Genomic DNA, 17845 nt, shown 5'->3' with positions numbered 1-17845 from the left:
AAAAGTGGAAGCCGGTTTTCCGAAAAGATCATGCTCAAACAAAGGGATAAGATCATGATGCGATTCCGTGGAATCGCATCATGATCTAGACTTCGTCCGACCAGCTTCACTCCAGCGTTCCGGGATTCGCGACCGATGCCGAGCTTTCACAACGGCGCCGTTGAAATTGCCTTCATCGATGAGGGGGAGGGCGATCCGATCGTGCTCGTCCATGGCTTTGCGTCGAGCAAGAACGTCAACTGGGTCTACCCGGCCTGGACCTCCGAGCTGCGCAAGGACGGCCGCCGAGTGATCGCGCTCGACAATCGCGGCCATGGCGATTCGGGCAAGCTGTACGACCCCGCGCTGTATTCGATCGCGGCGATGGCGAGCGACGTCACGGCGCTGATGGATCATCTCGGCCTCGCCAGCGCCGACGTGATGGGCTACTCGCTCGGCGGCCGCATCGCCGCGCATATCGCGCTGACCGCGCCCGAGCGGTTGCGTTCGGCGATCTTCGGTGGCATCGGCATGGCGATGATCGAAGGCGGCGGTCCCGGCGAGAACGTCGCCGTCGCGCTCGAGGCGCCGTCGATCGACGACGTGACCGATCCCGTGGGCCGCACCTTCCGCGCCTTCGCCGACCAGACCCGCTCCGACCGCCTGGCGCTGGCCGCCTGCATGCGCGGCTCGCGCGGCCTGATCTCGCGCGAGGACGCCGGCCGCATCGCGGTGCCGGTGCTGGTGGCGGTCGGCACCACCGACGAGGTGTCGGGCTCGGGTCCGGCGCTCGGCGCGCTCATCCCCGGTGCCGAAGTGCTCGACATCCCCAATCGCGATCACATGCGCGCTGTCGGCGACAAGGTCTACAAGGCCGGGGTCGTCGACTTCCTGTCACGGCGCTGAAGCCGTAGCCCGGGCGAGCGCAGCGACCCCGGGTTTTCCGAGCGGCGCGTGTGAACCCGCATGTCGCTCCCGCCTTCGCCCTCTGGGCTTCGGCTGCCGCTCAAGCGGGTTACGGGAGGCGTTCCGCCGAGCCGTCCACGCGCTCGCCGCTGAACCACCTCGCCGCCGCAATCAGCGCCGTGAAGGTGGCGATCCACACCATCCGCGCGCCGTAACGGTCATGCGGGCCGGAGATGACACCGCAGATCAGGGCATTGCCCAGCAGCGCCAGGGTCACGGTGCTGGCGAGCAAAGCCACATCGTCGCGCCGCCGGCGCCAGATCGCGTGCGCCGTGATCGCCGCCGCCGCCAGCATCGAGGCCAGCGCGACCGGCACGTGCAGCCAGTTGACGTCGGCGAAATTGATGTCCCAATGCTGCTGGTGTGCGGCGCGCATCTTCTTGAGCTGCGAGGGGACGTAGCGCTCGATGATGCCATAGGTATGCGGCAGCCAGCCATTGGTGCCTTCGCCGGTCGCCACATGCATCAACTGCTCGGCGGTGGCGACCGCGGCGGCCCTGGCCTGCCACAGCGGGTAGGCCGCGAGCGACCGCTTCACGATGAAGCCCATCTCGTCGTTCATGCCCTCGAAGCGGCCGAGCTTGTTGAACATGCTGTTGCCCCAGAGGAAGTCGTCGGCGGTAGGCGGCAGCTCGTTGCGATAGGGGCAGAGCTTCAGCTTCTCGCGGGCGCAATGGTCCTTCAGATATTGCGCCACGATGCCGTCCTGGAGCATGCGGCCGAACGCGACGCCGGTGCCGCCCGGCGTCCACGCGAGCTGGCCGGACAGGGCAAAGTTGGCCGCGAGCAGCATTGCCGCACCCGCGACGATCGTCATGCTGGCCTGGACCAGGCCGGAGAGCGCGATCTGCCGGCGCAGCCAGGGATAGGCGATCCAGCCGACGCAGCACAGGCCGAACAGCACGCCGAGCGTGGCGCTGTGGGTGGCGGAGGCGAAGGCCACGAAGCCGAACAGCGCGCACGTCTCCAACATGGAGATCCGGCGTGCGTGCGCGACCATGATGTACAGCGCCAGTACCGACAGGCCGGCGAAGATGTCGGTCAGCAGCATGCTGGCGAGCCAGGGCAGAGCGGTGGTCAGGATCAGCAGCAGCCCGATCCAGAGCAGGCGCAGCGGCTGGGCCAGCCCCAGCACGCGCAAGGTGAGCTGCAGGATCCAGAGCGTTGCCAGCGCCTGCAGACCGAGATTGAGCCAGAAGCTCGAGCCCTCGCCAAAATGCAGATAGAGCCCGAACACGGTCGAGCGGCTCGGCACCAGATAGCCTTCGTACCAGCGCGCGAGGTAGCCCCCGGTGTCCCACTGTAGCAGCGGGTAGCCGTTCCACAGCGCCGGCGCGACCAGGAAAAGCGGGATGACGATGACGGGGAGCCAGGCCAATCCGGCCTCCGTCCCACGTTCGTCCAGGATCTGAGTGTTACTGATACCCGTGTCCCCCGATCAGGAGCACCGTGGCCGAAATATGGTCAGGGCGATATTCACTAGTAGACGCAGAGCGATGGATGGTAAAGCCGCTCCCGTGATCGAACGGGGGAATGGCCGGCCTTCTGTCCCCGGGTGGTTCCTTTTTGCCGCAGCCGCCGGTATCCCGCCCCTTGTCGCCCTCCCGCAGAGCCGCCAGGGGGCCGGAACCGATTGCTTCGCCGAGGATCGTCTTGATTTCGGGTTCCTGCTGCCCACCTTGAGCCGACGCGGTGCCGAATGGCATGGCGGCGCAACCGGAACGTCATCGGCGGGACGTAAAATGTCTCAATCCCGTGTTCTCTGGCAAGCAGGCTGGCTGGAAGGGATCCCCCAGCCTCGCGCAGCCCGCAGAGGACACCGTTCCATGCGCCGTGCTATAAGGCCCGCCCACTGAAACTGCGAGAAGCAGCCATGGCTATCCATCAGACCAATCCGCAGCAGGGCGGCAAGCTGGCGACGCTTGATCCGATCTGGGATCGGATCCGCCACGAGGCAGAAGAGATCGTGCGCCGCGAGCCCGAGCTCGCGACCTTCATCTATTCGACCGTTCTGCACCACGGCCGGCTCGAGGATTCGGTCGTGCACCGCGTCGCCGACCGTCTCGATCATTCCGCGCTGTCGGGCGACCTGATCCGCCAGACCTTCAATGACGCGCTGCGCGACGAGCCGGACCTCGGCCATGCGTTCCGCGCCGATCTCGTCGCCGTCTACGATCGCGATCCCGCCACCTCGCGCTTCATCGATCCGCTGCTCTACTTCAAGGGCTTCCACGCGCTGCAGACGCACCGGCTGGCGCATTGGCTGTATCGCAACAGCCGCAAGGATTTCGCGTTCTATCTGCAGAGCCGCTCCTCGGCCGTGTTCCAGACCGACATCAATCCGGCGGCGCGCATCGGCCGCGGCATCTTCCTCGATCACGCCACCGGCTTCGTCTGCGGCGAGACGGCCATCATCGAGGACAACGTCTCGATTCTGCATGGCGTGACGCTCGGTGGCACCGGCAAGGAGAACGAGGATCGGCACCCCAAGATTCGTCATGGCGTGCTGATCGGCGCCGGCGCCAAGGTGCTCGGCAACATCGAGGTCGGTCATTGCGCGCGCATTGCTGCCGGCTCGGTCGTCGTGAAGCCGGTGCCGAACAACGTCACCGTCGCAGGCGTGCCGGCGAAGATCGTCGGCGAGGCCGGTTGTGCGGAGCCGTCGCGCACCATGGATCAGATGATCAATGCGATCGGGATCTGAGCCGCGACCGCCTCCGTCGACAGCGAAGTCAAGACCTTCTCATCCAGGGAAATTCGTGCCAACACATCGGCGTCTGTGGATTTGACGATCCGCCGTTTGTCTTGAGTTTGTCTTGGCGGAATGAATGTGAGATCCACGGCGTCCCTTTCAGTGCGTTCGACATCGCCGCTCGTCTTGCCTCGATCCTTGGGCCGGAATGTCGAAGTCATAAGGACACGGACGTTCGCGCTGTAGCGTCCGCATCATCTGCAAACCTCGCTGTCGATTGGAGATCACCGTGGACGTTCAGGAAGTCAGGAAGCTCGACGCGTATCTGAAGCGCGTGTTCGGCAATCCCAAGATCCGTGTGGTGCCGCGGCCGAAGAAGGAAGACTCCGCCGAAGTCTATATCGGCGAAGAGTTCATCGGCGTTCTGTTCGTCGACGACGAGGACGACGACCGCTCGTTCCAGTTCCAGATGGCGATCCTGGAAGACGATCTGGTAGAGTAGATCCTTTCGCCACGCTTGAGAATGCACGATCAGGCGCGGTGCCTGTGAATGCGCCCTCTCCCCTCGTGGGAGAGGGCGACGCCGGCCTATCAACGGGCCGCTTGGGTGAGGGGTCTCTCTCCGCCAGCGGCGCTCGTCGCGAGATACCCCTCACCCAAGTGCGTTTGCCGCTCGGTCCTCCATGCCCTTTCCCACAAGGAGAGGGCGCATTCACGAGAACCTCGCCAAGGTGTCGACGCTCATCGGCCGCCCCTCGAGTGCCGTGGGGATGAGCTTATGAGTAAGTAGAACGGCGCGCATCGCGTAGCCCGCATGAGCGTAAGCGACATGCGGGGTCACACGTTGTGCCGGAGAGCCCGGATGTCGCTGCGCTCATCCGGGCTACGACCAACTACTTCACCGCATGCATCTGCGCCGTCAGCCGCTCCATGGCCGCGGCGACGTCCTGCCATTGTGACAGCCAGCCGCGCGGAAACCTGAAGGTCAGATCTGCGCCTTCGACACGGCGTTCGCTGAGGCACATGCCCGGCGTGGCGGCATCACGCGTGCAGCGGGCGACCAGCACAGGCTGCTCGGCCGTGAACAGATCCTCCATGTCGTACGCTGTGCCCGCGCGGAAGCTTCGCATGCTCAATCCGTCCTGCACCGGCACGGCAGCCGGATTGAGATAGCGCGGATAGATCGTCTTCAGTCGCGTCTCCGGCGACATCGCGTCGTGATGTGCCGATATCGAGACGAAGATGCGATCGATCGGGTGCGGCGCCTGGTCGATCTGGTCGGCGCTGACGTGATGCAGCGCCTCGGGCGGGGTGAGCGAGGGATATTCGAAGCCGAGATCGACGCGCTCCTGCGGCCCCGTATGGCGCTGGATCTTCACCCGGATGGCGGCCGCCGGCACGTTGAACACGGTGCCGCCGATGCTGACCGGCAGGCGTTCGGGCCCCTTGAAGGTGCTGGCGCGCCAGGTGGGCCAGAGCAGGTAGGCGACGAGGGCGACTGCGGCCGCCGTCAGCACGCAGCCCAGGATGATCGGCACGGCGTGGCCATGTCCGTTCGAAGGGCGGGCACTGCGGACCGAAAACATCGTCATGGCGGGCAGGGGATCTCAAGGACCGAATCAGCGCCGACTATGCCACGGCGATGCGGCATTCTGCAGAAACTTACCTGCAGGGAGCCGCGCACCGGCCGCGGCCGCCATTAACCCTTCCTTAAGGATAATGTGGCGGGTGCGGTCGCTTTTTGCCAAACCAGCATCGGGCAGTTTTGCAAGTGTGTGAGTGCGTACGATGTCGGCAGAGGCGTTCAATTCCCTGTTCTCGCTCCTCATCGGTTTCGCCTTGGCCGGCGCCTTGGCGAGCGGCTACCAGGCCTATGCCGAACGTCCGCCGGGCTTCGAGCTGCTGCAGGAGGGCGTCACGCCCCGGCGGTTCGCCGCGGTGCCATTCCTGGTGTTCGCCGCGCCTTTCATCATCATGCGCAACACGCTGCGCGGTGCCCGCATCGAGCGCCGTCGCTTCGAGTTCGTGATGCTGGCGACCGTGATCGCCGGCTTCTGGAGCATGATGTGCGGCACCTTCGTGGTGATGACGCTGCGCGCCGCGGGCGTGCTGGCCTAGTTCCCGTGCCGGGCGCCGCCGCGGCGTTTGCTTGAAATCGCTCCGGAGCCTGTGCCAAGGTCGCCTGCGAACGGGAGACCTCGATGGCCATCTACGAACTCGACGGGCAGGCGCCCGAGCTGCCGGCGGACGGCAACTACTACATTGCCGACAATGCCACCGTGATCGGTCGGGTGAAGCTCGCCAAGGAGGTCACGGTCTGGTTCGGCGCGGTGATCCGCGGCGACAATGACTGGATCGAGATCGGCGAGAGCTCCAACATCCAGGACAATGCCACCTGTCACGTCGATCCCGGCTTTCCGCTGCGCGTCGGCCGCAACGTCACCGTCGGCCACAACGTCATTCTGCACGGCTGCACGGTCGAGGATGACGCCCTGATCGGCATGGGCTCGATCATCATGAACGGCGCGCACATCCGCCGCGGCAGCGTCGTCGGCGCCGGCGCCATCATCACCGAGGGCAAGGATTTTCCGGATTACGCGCTGATCATCGGTGCGCCCGCGCGTGTCGTTCGCACGCTGGAGCCGGCGCAGGTCGAGCGCATGGGCATCGCGGCCAAGGCCTATGTCGCCAAGGGACCGCGCTACACCAAGGGTCTGAAGAAGATCGGCTGACATCACGGCCGATGGAGCTGTCGGAGATTCCTCACGTCCCTTCGGATTCGCCTGCCTCCGCTGCGCTGGCGACACGTTCGTGGCCGCTCGCCCACAGCGCATGCTTTTCGCTGCCGTACTGATAGGGATTGGCCTCGGCCGGAATGTTCTCGCGCGCGGCGCGCTCGCCCTGTTCAAACGGATCGGGGTCGGTGCTCATGCTGATGTCCTGCTCCTCTGTTTCGGTTTGGGCTTCGACTAGTTTCTGGACTTGTCGTCCGGCTCGTTCTTCCGTTTGCGCGCAGGCTTGCCTGCGCCATCGCCATCCTCCGCAGCGCTCTTGCGCAGCGCGTCCTTCAGATCCGCCGGCACGCCGTGCTTTTCCAACAGGTCCATGAACGCCTCGTCGGCGAGGTCCTGCAGACTCAGCATCTGATCGCGGCCCAGCTGCTTGAGCTTGTCGAACGTGTCCTCGTCAAAGGCGATCAGCTTGCGCACGGCTCCTTGCTCTCCTCGCCCCATCAATCCTCTCCGATCAACATTCGTTCCGGAACGCGGTCCGTCCGGTCGGGTTGAAGTGTAAAGGGAGACGGTCCCATGGCCAGGTTTTCATTGAGCACTTTGATCGTGATTGCAGGCCTCGGCACGGCCACTGCGGTGTTCGCGCAAGGCGGTGGCGGCGGTGCGGGCGGCGCTGGCGGTGGAGCGAGCGGCGGCGGCGCGCCGAGCGCGGGGGCCGCCGGCGCCGGCACGACCGGGACCGCCGGAAGCGGCAGCAATCCCTCACAGTCATCGCAACCGGGCGCGGCAGGTACCAACGGGACTAACAGCCTGGGCACGGCGCAATCGTCCGGCTCCGGCGCGAGCGGGGCGGGGGCGAGCAATTCCGCTGTCACGATCGGCTTGGGTCATGGAGGAGACGGAGGGACCGCTGCAACAGGCCCGAACCGTACCGGTGATGCGACCGATGTGCAGATTCAGCAGGAGAACAACGCGGTCGACCGGAAGGTGAAGAGCATCTGTCGCGGTTGCTGAATGTTGCCCGCCGCTCCAGACGTCACGCAACGACATCGAGATCGCGCAGATGTGAGCGGGTTTGCCCGCGCGCTGTTCCAAATCCGGCTTAGAGACTTCCGGCTGGGAGCACCGAGTACACTGACGCTTTCATGCCGGTTGAATTTGGAGACGGATCGATGCGCAAGAGATTGATGGGATTGTTGGCGGGTGCCGTGATTGCGGCGGCAATGATGCCGGGCATGGCGTCGGCGCACGGGCCGGGCGGTTTCCATCATGGCTTCGGCCATCATGGCTTTGGCCCGGGTTTCGGACTCGGGTTCGGCTTCGGTTTTGGCTATCCCGGCTACTACGGATACGGAGGCTATCCCTACTACTACCCGTACACCTACGAGGATCTCGGCGGCTGCTACGTCGCGCGCAAGCGTGTGCGGACAGCGCACGGCTGGCGCTATCGCAACGTCGAGGTGTGTGAATGAAGCTTGGGCGAGGCGGCCGGCCGATCCGGTCACTTCGCCTTAACGACATCTCGTGACCATTCGTCGCCGCTCCGATCGGCGGAGCGGCAACGGAGAAGTAGCTGGCGCAACGCTTGCATGGGATCCAGGCATGATGAACACACTCACATCCCCTGAACTCACGTTTGTCTTCATGGGCGTCGTCGTCAGCCTGGGCGCCGCGCTGGTCTGGATGGCCTGGGAGCTCGAGCAGGGCGGCAGGCAGCTGGCGAAGATTCGTCGCGACGATCGTCGGCCGCGCTAACAGCCGCCGGTCCGGCGCCCGAGCGCAAGCGACAGCCGGCAAGCGACTTGCGGGAAGTCTCGCGGGGCAGTCTTCCGTGTTCGCTCGCCCCGGGCCGCGGCTGTCAGCTCAGCACGCCATATTTCTTGAACCACGCCTGCATCTGCGCCCAGCCGTCCTCCGCGGCGTCCTTGCGATAGCTGGGGCGATAGTCGGCGTGGAAGCCATGCGGCGCGCCCGGATAGATCTTGAACTCGGCGGTCTTCTTGTTGGCGGCGAGCGCGGCCTTCATGGCCTCGACGCTGGCGACGGGAATGCCAGTGTCGGCTTCGCCGTAGAGGCCGAGCACGGGCGCCTTCATCTCCGGCGCAAGCTGCGTCGGGCTCTTCGGCCAGGCGGGATTGGGCGGGTCGATCAGCGGGCCGTAGAACGCAACGCCCGCCTTCAGCGCCGAACTATGCGCCGCATACTCCCACACGTTGCGGCCGCCGCGGCAGAAGCCGACGATGCCGAGACGCGAGGTGTCGCCGCCCTGCGACTTGGCCCAGGCCACGGTGGCGTCGAGGTCCGACAGCAGCTCCGCGTCGGGCTTGGCATTCACGATCGGCAGCAGGTCCTTGATCTCGGTGATCTTGGTGAGGTCGGTCCCGCTGCGGAAGTAGTAGTCCGGCGCCACGGCGAGCGCGCCGAGCTTGGCGAGACGACGCGTCACGTCCTTGATGTACTGATGCAGGCCGAAGATCTCCATCGCGACCAGCACGACGGGTGGATTGCTGGCGCTGGCGGGGCGCGCGAAATAGGCCGGCATGTCGCGGTCGCCGACCTTGATCTTCGCATCGCCGGCATTCAGGCCATTGGTGTCGGTGATAACGACCTCGGCCCGCACCGGGCCGGCAGCCAGCGTGTAGCCGGCCGTCACGGCAGCGGACGCTGTCATGAAGCCGCGGCGTGAGAAGGGGGCGACTGTGGTCAGCCCGATGACATCGGACGTCAGTGCTGGATCGGCGGACATGGGGGCTCCTCTGCGTCTTCAGGGCGCATTGAGCCGAGAATTAGCTGGGAAAAGCAAGTCACCAGCCGGAGAGCCGCGGTCGTCGGATCCGTTCCGGGCGGTCGAACGCGCCGCCACAAAGAACAAGGCCGTCGGCGCAGTATGGCGCCAACGACCTTGCCAGCCCCGGATATTGAAATTGGCCCTGTGCCATCCTGAAATTGGCTCGCCATCCGGTGCAGGCAGGATGGCGTGACTCCCGGTTTCAATCTGTGAAGCACTTCACAGGGTCCCGGGAAAATTCGGCAGGAATTCTACGAGCAGGCGTCAGAACCGGGCGTCTCAGGATCGGTTGCGACGATGCCGATGGCCGCTGCGGCTGGCATGGGCGCGGTCGCGGATGCTGCGGTTGCGCGGAGCAGGCGCGGCCTGCTCCGAGCTCTGCGTGCTGGCGAAGGACTGGCGCAGGCCATCGATGGAGTCCTTCAGGGTCGAGACCTGGTCCGACAGCCGCTTGGTGTCGGCCTGCTGGGCCGCGAGCAGGCGGCGCATGCTCTGCAGTTGCTCCTGCATCATCTGCAACTGATCGATCGATTCCTGCTGGGTGGCCTCCAGGCCCTTGGTCTTCTCCACCAATTGCTCGGATGCCTGCACCGTGCGCGCCTGCAACTGCCGCGTCACCGCGCCGCGCTCGGCCTCCGGCGCGCCGCCATAGGCACGCCACAACATGATGCCGCCGATGCCCGCGACCAGCACCACGAGCGTCGCGGCGGCGAGCGCGATCGGCTGGGCGCCCTTGACGGGGCTCGGGCTGAGCTTCTCGGGGTAGCGTCTGGTGTCGCGCGTCACCGGATTCATCACGAAACCACCCAAATTGAAAAAGCTTCGGATGCTCCTCCCGAAAACTGGGAGAGGCGAAAAACTCGAGCAGAGAACGCTGTCCGCCGAGCCCGCAAATCGTGCATCTGGCGAACGAACCAAGTCGTCAAGGTTTGATTAGGAAATCCGACAAAAGCGAGGCCTGCAAGCCCGAAATCGCGCGGTCGCAGCGGTTCCAGGTCGCGGTCGCGACCAGCCGAAAACTGCGGACGGACAAATGCTTACTGCGTTGCGCTGCAGTTCCGGCAGATCGTGAGCTTCTGCTTGAGGCGGGCCTCGTCGGCGAGGTCGGCCGCCTGTTCCTCCTCCCAGCTCATCCGGCCGCGATAACCGGAGCTCGATTGCGCGGACATCACGTCGACCCGCGAGTCGCCACGGCGCTTGGCGCCTTTGCGCGGCGTGCCGATGTCCGGCTCCGTCACCATCTCGGTGTCGGCGTCGGAGGTGGCGACACGGCCGTCCCAGTCGGCCGCAGCGCTCGTCGGCTGCGCGGTAATCACGGCGGGCGTAGCGGCCATCGCCGGCGCGGCTGCAGGTGTGCCGGCCGAGGCCAGCGGTCCCGAGCAGCCGGTGCCGGACATGCAGCAGTTCGCCAGGGTCAGGGCCGCGGCCAGCAAGGTCGCGCTTCGCAGGATCATCATCATGCCGACAACCTAAACCCGACGGTCGAGGGAAAACAAGGTTGGCCGGCCGGTGCCGCGCCCCGCCGGCGACATATCGTCAAAGCAAGGCCAAAAAAAGTTGCGCATCGAGACGGCCTCACGCGAAGCGATGCCGTGCCTCTCACCGTCCGCGACCGGCGGCAAGACGTCTAACTTCAAACTCAGAATTCGATCTGAGGTCGATTTTATTGCGCGCGATGGCGAACGCATGTGGTATTTTATAACCGTTGTTCTGGTCGGCCCGGGGGGCGCGTGCGTGCGTGATGAGGCACAAGCTTTGGTTGTTAATCTATATTGCCATGGTCATCTTATCGGGCTGCCTGGCAGCTCCGATCGCATATAGCGGCAGGGGTATCTCGATCGCCGGATGCAAGCCGGCGCCGGAGCGTGATCAGTTCATCAGCTCGTGCAGTGCGCGCCGGTTTGGAGACTTCGAGCATGCTGCGTTTTGGTTCGGGATCGAGCGCAGGGCGCTTGCCAACCTGAAGGCAGCCGATGTGGTCTTCACGGGATCGAGCCGCACGATGTTTGCTTTCAGCACGGCCGAAGTGCGGTCGTATTTTGCCGCACGCGGTTTACGGCAGTTCAATCTCGGATTCAGCTATGAGGACCAGCAGGCGTTCTTCTCTGCGCTTGCAGTGAAGCACCATCTGCGTCCACGTGTGCTGGTGATTGGCGTCGACCCCTATTTCAACGACCGTGTGAGCGAGCCCGCTCTGGCCGCGATGCATGATCGATGGGAGCTCGGGCGGGCTCTGGTCAAGAAGGGGGAGATGTGGGCCCAGCCAGCCCTATGCAAATTTCGGTTTATCGACTGCGAAATTGCGCCGACGGCCTTCAGATCGTCAGTGGATGGCTATTTTCTCTGGCGGGATTCGCTTATGGCGGATCGCCAGCGCCCGCGGGTTCGTCGGGATCGGTTGCGGGACTTTCAGGTCAATGTGCCGCTCGCGGCGATCGAGGCGAACACCTTCTTGAAGCGAATTGGCATGCCTGCCGACTGTGTCGTCCTGGTCCCGATGCCGACGACCGAAATCTGGCCAAAGCCGGATCCGACCAGCCAACTCGCCGAGACGATCGGAGCCATGTATATCGACGCGGACACCGGCGACGATCTCACCTTCGTCGACGAGGTGCATCTGTCATTTGACAGCGCGAAGCGGTTCTCGTCGGAATTTGTTCGCGCGTTCGACCGGCTGCCGCAGACCTGCTTGAACAATGGTCCATTGCCGGCCGAAGCCTCCGCGCTTCCTGGCAAGTGATGGAGCCGGGACGGTCGGGATCGCCGCTGGTCTCTAAACCGGGGGCGCCTACATCTCGGCCTGCTCTCAGGACGGCATCGCGGAGAGATACGCGGGGACAGTCGATCGTGCCCGACGCGGGAGATCCGGGCGGCAGCCTTTGCCGAGGACTGATCGATTGGTCGTGCTCATTGAGATGGCCCGTCGGCCTGGATTGTCGTCCCAATAGACGTAGACGGACTCGCGCCGTCCCCGAACGCACCTGGCACCAGATTTCGGAAGCCCGCCGACGCGGCAGGAGGGTGAACGGGAGATTTCCCCGTCTCGTGCCGTTCTCGCACGCGTTCATGAACTATCGTCGGCCGGGCGACGCCGCCAAAAAAAGTTGCGGCCAGCCCTTGGGGGAGAGCTGGCCGCGCGCGAACCGGTCTGGGACGGGGAGGGGTGGGGATGTGACCGGGTCGCGTAACTCGAATTCGTGTCTCGCCTCTCTGATCAGCGCTCGCGGACGCCTTAGCGTTCTCTGGCGCTGGCGGTGGCCACTGCCGGGCGACCGTCGCCGAGCGAGACCCAGACGTTGGGGTCGCTCTGCGACTGCCGCTTGACGAAGCGGTAGCCGGTTTCGGTCCAGGCGACGACGCTCTCGTTCTGATTGTCGAGCACGTACTCGCCCTTGTCGGTCTTCACGGTGAGGACGGCATGTCCTTCACCCTTCTTGTCGCGCACCACCGTGATCAGCAGCGCCTCGCGGGGCCAGCCGGCATCGATCAGCAGCTTGCGCTTCAACAGCACGTAATCCTCGCAGTCGCCGTAGCCGTCCGTCGGCAGCGACCATTTCTCGACCACGCCCCAATGGTCCATGTCGGTGATCGGCTTGACGTTCTCGTTGACCCAGCGATTGACCTTTAGCAGATCGCGCCAGGCGGTCTGGGACAGCACGATGTCGCGGGGCTGCGACGCGCCGCCGCGGCATTCCTCGGGGGTCTCGGTGCAGAACTCGACCCAGCCGATCGGCGCCCGTGCGGTGTCGCCCAGGCTCGCATAGAGCACCCGGTCATCACCGGCATGCGCCACCCCGCCCATCGCCATCAGGAAGGCTGCGACCGCCCACCCTGTTGCCTGTCCCGTCCGCTTGACCATTTTGGCCCCCGTCTTCGTTGGGACCATCTGTCTCACAAAGATTTTTCGCTGCCGCTAAATCGCCACGATGGATTTGACGCAAATCCAAGTAAAACAAAGGGCTTATTCGACTTTCACTTGAATCGAATCTAGCTAAAATTTGAATCATTCGCGGTTGAATCGAATGCGCTGCATTAAGCCGGGAACCGCTGCCGTTGCAGGGTCCCGTGCGCTTTTCCCGCCAACCATTAACTGCGCTGGACTGCCTGTGCGATGGCCGAACGCCACACGGCGCCCGTGGTGGCGGACGCCGTGTGCTCCGTGAAGTTGCGGGATTTCAGAGGCTTGCGGCTTTACCGCGCGGTAACGCTGTCTTCGAGCGTTTCGGCGAGCTGGGCGTGCATGAACTCGATCGCGAAGCCGCCTTCGAGATTTCGCACCACGCGCGCCTGGACGCGGCCGAGCATGACCTGCGATTTCAGCGGCGGCCTGGTCTCCGCCGCAATCGCCGCGCCCGACAGCGACATGTCGATGATGCGGCAGGTCATCTTGGTGCCGTCCTCGAGCGTCAGCACCGCGATCGGGTTGCGCGGAATGATACGGTCGTGGCGGCGATCCTCCGGCAGGTTGAGGATGTCGCGGTTGGCGAGCCAGGTCAGCTGCGCGGCGAGCTTGTCGCGCTTGCGCGCGGTGGCGCCGATCGTCATCGCGAAGCCGTTGTCGATGATGCGGGTGATCTTGCCCTCGACGCGGCCGATATGGTCGAGATAGGCGATCACGCGGTCGCCGACATTGCCGATGCCGGGTGCGAGCAGTGCCAGCCCGCCCGGCGACATGTTGATCACCTGGCAGGGAAACTCGCGCCGGTCGGGCAGCATGTAGCGGCCGAGCAGGTGGACCTTGACCCGCTGGAAACGGCGGCGCTCCTCGGCGGCCGGAAGAGAGAGTTTTTTGTTCGGCAACGCCATGTTTCGCCACTCAAAGCCGGCTCTTAGCGTGCCGGATGATCCAGTGTTGAAACTAAGTCCTGCACGGTTAATTCAGCGTTATCGCAGCACCGCAGGCGTTCATCTTGTTCGCGCAAGACGAGCATTGCCGCTGATGACGGCTCTCTCCGTCATTCCGGGCCTTGTCCGGATGATGCGCTCGCAATGACGGGGAGAGAGCTGGGGCCCCGACGAGGCTTACGGGACACGCATCTGCAGGACGTCAGCGCAGTCCCTCATACACCATCAGGCCGCGGGCGAGCGCGAGCTTGCGCAGCGCGCGCGGCACGATCGGCTCGACCGGCGGATGGATATAGCGCCAGGAGACCATCTCCAGCGGGCCGAGCGCGCCCCTTGGCGTCTCGAACGGGGCGAGCAGGCCGGTCAGGCTGATCGGCTCATGCGCGCGGGTCGCGAACGGCAGCAGCAGCAGCTCGAAATGCGCGGTGGTGCGATCCGGCGCCTGCGCCGTCACGCCGGCGATCGCCGGCAGCGACTCTTCGCAGACCACCGCCGTGATCTCCTCGATCTCGCGGCGGCTGGCCGGCGCGAACTGCGCCGGAAAGCTCCTGTCCTTGACGTCGCCGCCGAGCAGGGCGCACAGCCGCGTGCCGGCCATGCGGAACGGAAAGCCGCTGTCGGCATCGCAGGACAGGACGAAGATGTCGCCCAGCAGCTCGCGCACGGCCGACGGCTCGAAGTCGCAGCGCTCCGGCGCCTTGGCATGGCCGCGCCTGTCGTTCCAATAGGCGAAGAGCTCGCGATTGGACGGATGTTTCATCTCGGTAACCCCTCGCGCCCTCGACGTCACGGGGGACATTGCTGTCCCGCTTTCGTCCAGGCGCCTCCCTGGTTGATTTTCGCAGGAGGGGTGGTGCAGCGTCCATGCCGATGGTGCGATCGTGCCGGCTTTACCCCGGCCTTCCGCCCGTTAAGGTTAAATTAACGATGAGCTTGGCGGCGTCCCGGCGATCGTTAACAATGCGTTCATCAGATCGCGGCCGGACGGTGCAAGGTCCGCCGCGATACGGTGAGGTACACGCAGGCGGCGTCAAACAAGTCTGGTCGTCGCGACGGGGCGGGGTGGGGACAACAACCCCGGGCGCTCCGGACGCGGCAAAGGCCGGCAAGTCTCGGAGGGAGGGTCTTCTCAGGACCCTCCCTCGTTCTTTTTGCGGATCCGTCGCCCTTTCGCCTCCGCTGCCTCCGCCCCACACATCAACTCTGCCGCCGTGCGCTTGCGCAGGCCGGCCAAAGCCGCCTATCTGACGGATCTGTTCCTCTCGTCGAAGGCGTGCGTTCCGTTGGATTCCTCCTCGTCAGACCTCACGCAGGATCCGCCGCTCCAGCAGGCGCGGGAGCCGATCCTCAATCTGCCGGGCGCACTGACCGCCTACATCCTGCTGATCGCGGTGATCCATCTGCGCGTGCTGCTGCCGGACGAGTGGAACGCAGGGATCATCGACCTGTTCGCCTTTGTCCCGAAACGATACGACCAGACCCTGATGGACGGGGCGTTTCCCGGCGGCACGCCGGCCAAGATCTGGACCTTTTTCAGCTACTCGCTGCTGCACGCCAATCTGGCGCATATCGGCTTCAACGTGCTGTGGCTGCTGCCGTTCGGCAGCGCGCTCGCGCGCCGCTTCGGAGCGCTCAGGTTCTATCTGTTCCTGGCGGTGACGGCGGCGGCCGGTGCGCTGGCTCATCTGCTCACCCATGAGCACGCGCTGGCGCCGATGATCGGCGCCTCGGCCTCCGTGTCCGGCACCATGGCGGCGGCGATGCGCTTTGCCTTCGTGAGCGGCAGCTTCCTGTCGTTCACCCGCGGCGATGCCGATGCAGCGGCCAGGGTGCCGGCGCTGTCGCTGTCGCGTGCGCTGCGCAATCCGCGGGTGCTCGGCTTCCTGGCGGTGTGGTTCGGCGTCAACATCGTGTTCGGCATCGGCGGCATCACGCCCGGCGCCGAGGGCGCCGACGTCGCCTGGCAGGCGCATATCGGCGGCTTCATCGCCGGACTGATCCTGTTTGCGCTGTTCGATCCCATCCCGCATGCGCGTGGCGATGCTGCACCTGCGTTGCCGTCCGACGCGGCCGACCATTAGTTGCCGCGATCCTGCGCTTGCGAGCGCGGGTGATTTCATTCATCATTTGCGTCCACCACAACCGGGACACGATTCCGGGCGAACGAAAGCAGGCCCTTTTGTGCCATGCGGCAGGCCTGCGAAGGGCGTTGCAACCACAACGCGATCCGCTGCGTTGGATCAGACGCGGTCGGGCCGGATGCGTTGGATCGGTTGCGCTGCCAGACTGTTGATTGAAGACTCGCTTGACTGACGATCGCTGGAAGCATCGGCCGCAACGACGCCTCGTTCAAGAAGGCGCACCGGCCTTTCAAGGAGACGAGCAATGACAGTACGTGCGATCCTCGACATCAAGGGCCACCAGGTCGAGAGCGTCGAGTCCCAGACCACACTCGCCGAGGCTGCCAAGCGGCTCGCCGAGCGCAAGATCGGCGCGGTGCTGGTGATGTCGGGCAGCCGGATGGAGGGCATCCTCTCGGAACGCGACATCGTCCGCGCGCTCGGCGAGCGCGGCGCCGCGGCGCTGACCGAGCCGGTGTCGAACGTGATGACGCGGCGGGTGGTGAGCTGCAAGCCGGCGGATACGGTCGCCTCGATCATGGAGATGATGACCAACGGCAAGTTCCGCCATCTGCCGGTGATCGAGGGGGGCGGCGTGGTCGGCCTGATCTCGATCGGCGACGTCGTGAAGTGGCGCGTCCAGGAATACGAGACCGAGCAGGAAGCGCTCCGCCAGTATATCAAGACGGCGTAGTCGCTCCGCCGCCGGTCGGCGTGACTGCGCCGATCGCCTCCTGGATTGAATCCAGCGCACGTTCGGCCGCCCTTGTGCCGAACGCGATGAGGTCGGCCGCGCGATGGAAGTCGAACCAGCCGATCTGGCCGACGCGCGGCGAGATCAGCAGGTCCGGCGGATCGCCGGCGAGGCGCGCACGGGTGATGCGGTCCTGCATGATGTTGAAGGCGTCGACCATCACCGACGAGATGCCCGGCCGGCCGCCTTCGCCGAAGAACTGCCGTTTCACCGCGCGCTCCGGCGAGAACAGCCTGCGGAAGCGCCGCTTCGGCGGTGTGCTTTCCATCACCGTCTCCGGCACCTGGACCGGCTGGCCATGCGCGTAGATCGTCGTCGAATGCGTGAACACGTCGCTCGACAGGTTGGCGGCGATCACGATCTCGGCGCCGAGCGCCCGCGCCGCCGACACCGGCACCGGATTGACCATCGCGCCGTCGACCAGCCAGCGGTCGCCGATCAGGACCGGCGCGAAGATGCCGGGCAGGGCATAGGAGGCGCGCATCGCATCGACCAGGCTGCCATGGGTCAGCCAGATCTCGTGCCCTGTGCGAATCTCGGTTGCCACCGTCGCGACCTTCATCGGCAGCTCCTCGATGGTGACGCGGCCGAGCGATGCTTCGAGCTGGGCGGCGAGCTTCTCGCCGCCGATCAGGCCGGAGCCATTGAGGCGGATGTCGAGATAGCCGAGGATGTTGCGCATCTGCAGGCTGCGCGCCCATTCCTCCAGGGTATCGAGCTGGCCGGCCGCATAGGCGCCGCCGACCACGGCGCCGATCGAGGTGCCGACCACGACGTCGGGCACGATGCCGTGGGCCATCAGGGTCCGGATGACGCCGATATGGGCAAAGCCGCGCGCCGCGCCGCCACCCAGCGCCAGCCCGATCACCGGCTTGCGGATCGTCCCGAGACCGACATCGGAACCTTCGGTTCCGCTCGCACGGCGTCCTTTCAGAATATCCAGCACCGAGATCTCCACGCCTACGCATA

22 protein-coding genes are annotated in these 17845 nt (G+C 65.2%); 11 read left to right on the top strand and 11 right to left on the bottom strand.

Features of this window, described 5'->3' with window-relative positions:
* Positions 1-135: 135 nt before the first annotated feature.
* Complete coding sequence (locus ACQR2C_RS05775) at positions 136-885, top strand: alpha/beta fold hydrolase (RefSeq protein WP_315801075.1); 750 nt, start codon at positions 136-138, stop codon at positions 883-885.
* Between the two features lie 109 nt (positions 886-994).
* On the opposite strand, the gene ACQR2C_RS05770 is transcribed toward ACQR2C_RS05775, so the two are convergent.
* Positions 995-2323, bottom strand: coding sequence for a hypothetical protein (locus tag ACQR2C_RS05770; protein ID WP_434880673.1), 1329 nt, complete (start codon positions 2321-2323; stop codon positions 995-997).
* A gap of 495 nt (positions 2324-2818) precedes the next feature.
* Between ACQR2C_RS05770 and cysE the strand changes: the two genes are divergently transcribed.
* Together cysE and ACQR2C_RS05760 are read left to right on the top strand one after the other, a co-directional pair.
* Entirely contained in the window at positions 2819-3649 is an 831-nt protein-coding gene (gene cysE / locus ACQR2C_RS05765) for a serine O-acetyltransferase (RefSeq protein WP_315801074.1), read from the top strand.
* Positions 3650-3926: 277 nt separating this feature from the next.
* The gene (locus ACQR2C_RS05760) at positions 3927-4139 is read left to right on the top strand and encodes a DUF3126 family protein (protein WP_006611186.1); all 213 of its coding nucleotides are present in this window, start codon (positions 3927-3929) and stop codon (positions 4137-4139) included.
* Between the two features lie 391 nt (positions 4140-4530).
* On the opposite strand, the gene ACQR2C_RS05755 is transcribed toward ACQR2C_RS05760, so the two are convergent.
* The gene (locus ACQR2C_RS05755; protein ID WP_315801073.1) at positions 4531-5229 is read right to left on the bottom strand and encodes a hypothetical protein; all 699 of its coding nucleotides are present in this window, start codon (positions 5227-5229) and stop codon (positions 4531-4533) included.
* A gap of 196 nt (positions 5230-5425) precedes the next feature.
* Between ACQR2C_RS05755 and ACQR2C_RS05750 the strand changes: the two genes are divergently transcribed.
* Together ACQR2C_RS05750 and ACQR2C_RS05745 are read left to right on the top strand one after the other, a co-directional pair.
* Complete coding sequence (locus ACQR2C_RS05750; protein WP_009027540.1) at positions 5426-5755, top strand: DUF6949 family protein; 330 nt, start codon at positions 5426-5428, stop codon at positions 5753-5755.
* Positions 5756-5838: 83 nt separating this feature from the next.
* Positions 5839-6369 (top strand): gamma carbonic anhydrase family protein, encoded by a 531-nt coding sequence (locus ACQR2C_RS05745; RefSeq protein ID WP_434880672.1) that lies wholly within the window; start codon positions 5839-5841, stop codon positions 6367-6369.
* Between the two features lie 31 nt (positions 6370-6400).
* Here the strand turns inward: ACQR2C_RS05745 and ACQR2C_RS05740 are convergent, their stop codons facing one another.
* Positions 6401-6568: a hypothetical protein gene (locus ACQR2C_RS05740; protein ID WP_434880671.1), complete on the bottom strand. Its 168-nt coding sequence runs from the start codon at positions 6566-6568 to the stop codon at positions 6401-6403.
* Between the two features lie 38 nt (positions 6569-6606).
* Positions 6607-6870: a hypothetical protein gene (locus ACQR2C_RS05735; protein WP_434880670.1), complete on the bottom strand. Its 264-nt coding sequence runs from the start codon at positions 6868-6870 to the stop codon at positions 6607-6609.
* 75 nt (positions 6871-6945) lie between these two features.
* Between ACQR2C_RS05735 and ACQR2C_RS05730 the strand changes: the two genes are divergently transcribed.
* The 3 genes from ACQR2C_RS05730 to ACQR2C_RS05720 all read left to right on the top strand — a co-directional run bounded on the left by ACQR2C_RS05730 (position 6946) and on the right by ACQR2C_RS05720 (position 8124).
* Positions 6946-7383, top strand: a complete 438-nt coding sequence (locus ACQR2C_RS05730; RefSeq protein WP_434880669.1) for a hypothetical protein — start codon at positions 6946-6948, stop codon at positions 7381-7383.
* Between the two features lie 158 nt (positions 7384-7541).
* Complete coding sequence (locus ACQR2C_RS05725; RefSeq protein WP_315801068.1) at positions 7542-7841, top strand: hypothetical protein; 300 nt, start codon at positions 7542-7544, stop codon at positions 7839-7841.
* A gap of 130 nt (positions 7842-7971) precedes the next feature.
* Positions 7972-8124, top strand: coding sequence for a hypothetical protein (locus ACQR2C_RS05720; RefSeq protein ID WP_315801393.1), 153 nt, complete (start codon positions 7972-7974; stop codon positions 8122-8124).
* Positions 8125-8227: 103 nt separating this feature from the next.
* On the opposite strand, the gene ACQR2C_RS05715 is transcribed toward ACQR2C_RS05720, so the two are convergent.
* From ACQR2C_RS05715 to ACQR2C_RS05705, 3 genes are all read right to left on the bottom strand, one after another.
* Positions 8228-9040 (bottom strand): dienelactone hydrolase family protein, encoded by an 813-nt coding sequence (locus tag ACQR2C_RS05715; RefSeq protein WP_434880771.1) that lies wholly within the window; start codon positions 9038-9040, stop codon positions 8228-8230.
* A gap of 396 nt (positions 9041-9436) precedes the next feature.
* A complete protein-coding gene (locus ACQR2C_RS05710; RefSeq protein WP_434880668.1) occupies positions 9437-9952 on the bottom strand; it encodes a hypothetical protein in 516 nt (171 codons plus the stop codon).
* Positions 9953-10194: 242 nt separating this feature from the next.
* A complete protein-coding gene (locus tag ACQR2C_RS05705) occupies positions 10195-10617 on the bottom strand; it encodes a hypothetical protein (RefSeq protein WP_315801065.1) in 423 nt (140 codons plus the stop codon).
* A 281-nt stretch (positions 10618-10898) separates the two neighbouring features.
* Here ACQR2C_RS05705 and ACQR2C_RS05700 point away from each other — a divergent pair, with 281 nt between their 5' ends.
* A complete protein-coding gene (locus ACQR2C_RS05700) occupies positions 10899-11897 on the top strand; it encodes a hypothetical protein (protein ID WP_315801064.1) in 999 nt (332 codons plus the stop codon).
* Between the two features lie 492 nt (positions 11898-12389).
* Here ACQR2C_RS05700 and ACQR2C_RS05695 read toward each other — a convergent pair whose 3' ends face one another.
* The 3 genes from ACQR2C_RS05695 to ACQR2C_RS05685 form a co-directional block, all read right to left on the bottom strand.
* Positions 12390-13016, bottom strand: coding sequence for a transglutaminase-like cysteine peptidase (locus tag ACQR2C_RS05695; RefSeq protein ID WP_316176994.1), 627 nt, complete (start codon positions 13014-13016; stop codon positions 12390-12392).
* Positions 13017-13348: 332 nt separating this feature from the next.
* Positions 13349-13963 (bottom strand): PilZ domain-containing protein, encoded by a 615-nt coding sequence (locus ACQR2C_RS05690; protein ID WP_315801062.1) that lies wholly within the window; start codon positions 13961-13963, stop codon positions 13349-13351.
* 241 nt (positions 13964-14204) lie between these two features.
* Entirely contained in the window at positions 14205-14762 is a 558-nt protein-coding gene (locus ACQR2C_RS05685; RefSeq protein ID WP_434880667.1) for a PAS domain-containing protein, read from the bottom strand.
* Positions 14763-15285: 523 nt separating this feature from the next.
* Here ACQR2C_RS05685 and ACQR2C_RS05680 point away from each other — a divergent pair.
* Both ACQR2C_RS05680 and ACQR2C_RS05675 read left to right on the top strand, forming a co-directional pair.
* Complete coding sequence (locus ACQR2C_RS05680) at positions 15286-16083, top strand: rhomboid family intramembrane serine protease (RefSeq protein WP_316176998.1); 798 nt, start codon at positions 15286-15288, stop codon at positions 16081-16083.
* Between the two features lie 304 nt (positions 16084-16387).
* Positions 16388-16816 (top strand): CBS domain-containing protein, encoded by a 429-nt coding sequence (locus ACQR2C_RS05675; protein ID WP_315801059.1) that lies wholly within the window; start codon positions 16388-16390, stop codon positions 16814-16816.
* Here ACQR2C_RS05675 and ACQR2C_RS05670 read toward each other — a convergent pair.
* Positions 16803-17822 carry a patatin-like phospholipase family protein gene (locus tag ACQR2C_RS05670; RefSeq protein ID WP_434838383.1) on the bottom strand — a complete coding sequence of 340 codons (1020 nt, stop codon included), beginning with the start codon at positions 17820-17822 and terminating at the stop codon, positions 16803-16805. The genes ACQR2C_RS05675 and ACQR2C_RS05670 overlap by 14 nt on opposite strands.
* Between the last annotated feature and the right edge of the window lie 23 nt (positions 17823-17845).

The organism is Bradyrhizobium sp. HKCCYLRH3061 (genome assembly GCF_051168015.1).
In the GTDB taxonomy this organism is placed as follows: domain Bacteria; phylum Pseudomonadota; class Alphaproteobacteria; order Rhizobiales; family Xanthobacteraceae; genus Bradyrhizobium.
This window is presented reverse-complemented; position numbering and strand designations above follow the sequence as displayed.

Bases quoted from the DNA above. Each gene is read 5' to 3' on its own strand.
- ACQR2C_RS05725 (WP_315801068.1), top strand. From the start codon at position 7,542: ATGCGCAAGAGATTGATGGGATTGTTGGCGGGTGCCGTGATTGCGGCG.
- cysE (WP_315801074.1), top strand. From the start codon at position 2,819: ATGGCTATCCATCAGACCAATCCGCAGCAGGGCGGCAAGCTGGCGACG.
- ACQR2C_RS05775 (WP_315801075.1), top strand. From the start codon at position 136: ATGCCGAGCTTTCACAACGGCGCCGTTGAAATTGCCTTCATCGATGAG.
- ACQR2C_RS05695 (WP_316176994.1), bottom strand. From the start codon at position 13,016: ATGGTCAAGCGGACGGGACAGGCAACAGGGTGGGCGGTCGCAGCCTTC.
- ACQR2C_RS05750 (WP_009027540.1), top strand. From the start codon at position 5,426: ATGTCGGCAGAGGCGTTCAATTCCCTGTTCTCGCTCCTCATCGGTTTC.
- ACQR2C_RS05745 (WP_434880672.1), top strand. From the start codon at position 5,839: ATGGCCATCTACGAACTCGACGGGCAGGCGCCCGAGCTGCCGGCGGAC.
- ACQR2C_RS05755 (WP_315801073.1), bottom strand. From the start codon at position 5,229: ATGACGATGTTTTCGGTCCGCAGTGCCCGCCCTTCGAACGGACATGGC.
- ACQR2C_RS05730 (WP_434880669.1), top strand. From the start codon at position 6,946: ATGGCCAGGTTTTCATTGAGCACTTTGATCGTGATTGCAGGCCTCGGC.
- ACQR2C_RS05735 (WP_434880670.1), bottom strand. From the start codon at position 6,870: ATGGGGCGAGGAGAGCAAGGAGCCGTGCGCAAGCTGATCGCCTTTGAC.
- ACQR2C_RS05710 (WP_434880668.1), bottom strand. From the start codon at position 9,952: ATGAATCCGGTGACGCGCGACACCAGACGCTACCCCGAGAAGCTCAGC.
- ACQR2C_RS05740 (WP_434880671.1), bottom strand. From the start codon at position 6,568: ATGAGCACCGACCCCGATCCGTTTGAACAGGGCGAGCGCGCCGCGCGC.
- ACQR2C_RS05705 (WP_315801065.1), bottom strand. From the start codon at position 10,617: ATGATGATGATCCTGCGAAGCGCGACCTTGCTGGCCGCGGCCCTGACC.
- ACQR2C_RS05690 (WP_315801062.1), bottom strand. From the start codon at position 13,963: ATGGCGTTGCCGAACAAAAAACTCTCTCTTCCGGCCGCCGAGGAGCGC.
- ACQR2C_RS05720 (WP_315801393.1), top strand. From the start codon at position 7,972: ATGATGAACACACTCACATCCCCTGAACTCACGTTTGTCTTCATGGGC.
- ACQR2C_RS05675 (WP_315801059.1), top strand. From the start codon at position 16,388: ATGACAGTACGTGCGATCCTCGACATCAAGGGCCACCAGGTCGAGAGC.
- ACQR2C_RS05685 (WP_434880667.1), bottom strand. From the start codon at position 14,762: ATGAAACATCCGTCCAATCGCGAGCTCTTCGCCTATTGGAACGACAGG.
- ACQR2C_RS05700 (WP_315801064.1), top strand. From the start codon at position 10,899: ATGAGGCACAAGCTTTGGTTGTTAATCTATATTGCCATGGTCATCTTA.
- ACQR2C_RS05715 (WP_434880771.1), bottom strand. From the start codon at position 9,040: ATGACAGCGTCCGCTGCCGTGACGGCCGGCTACACGCTGGCTGCCGGC.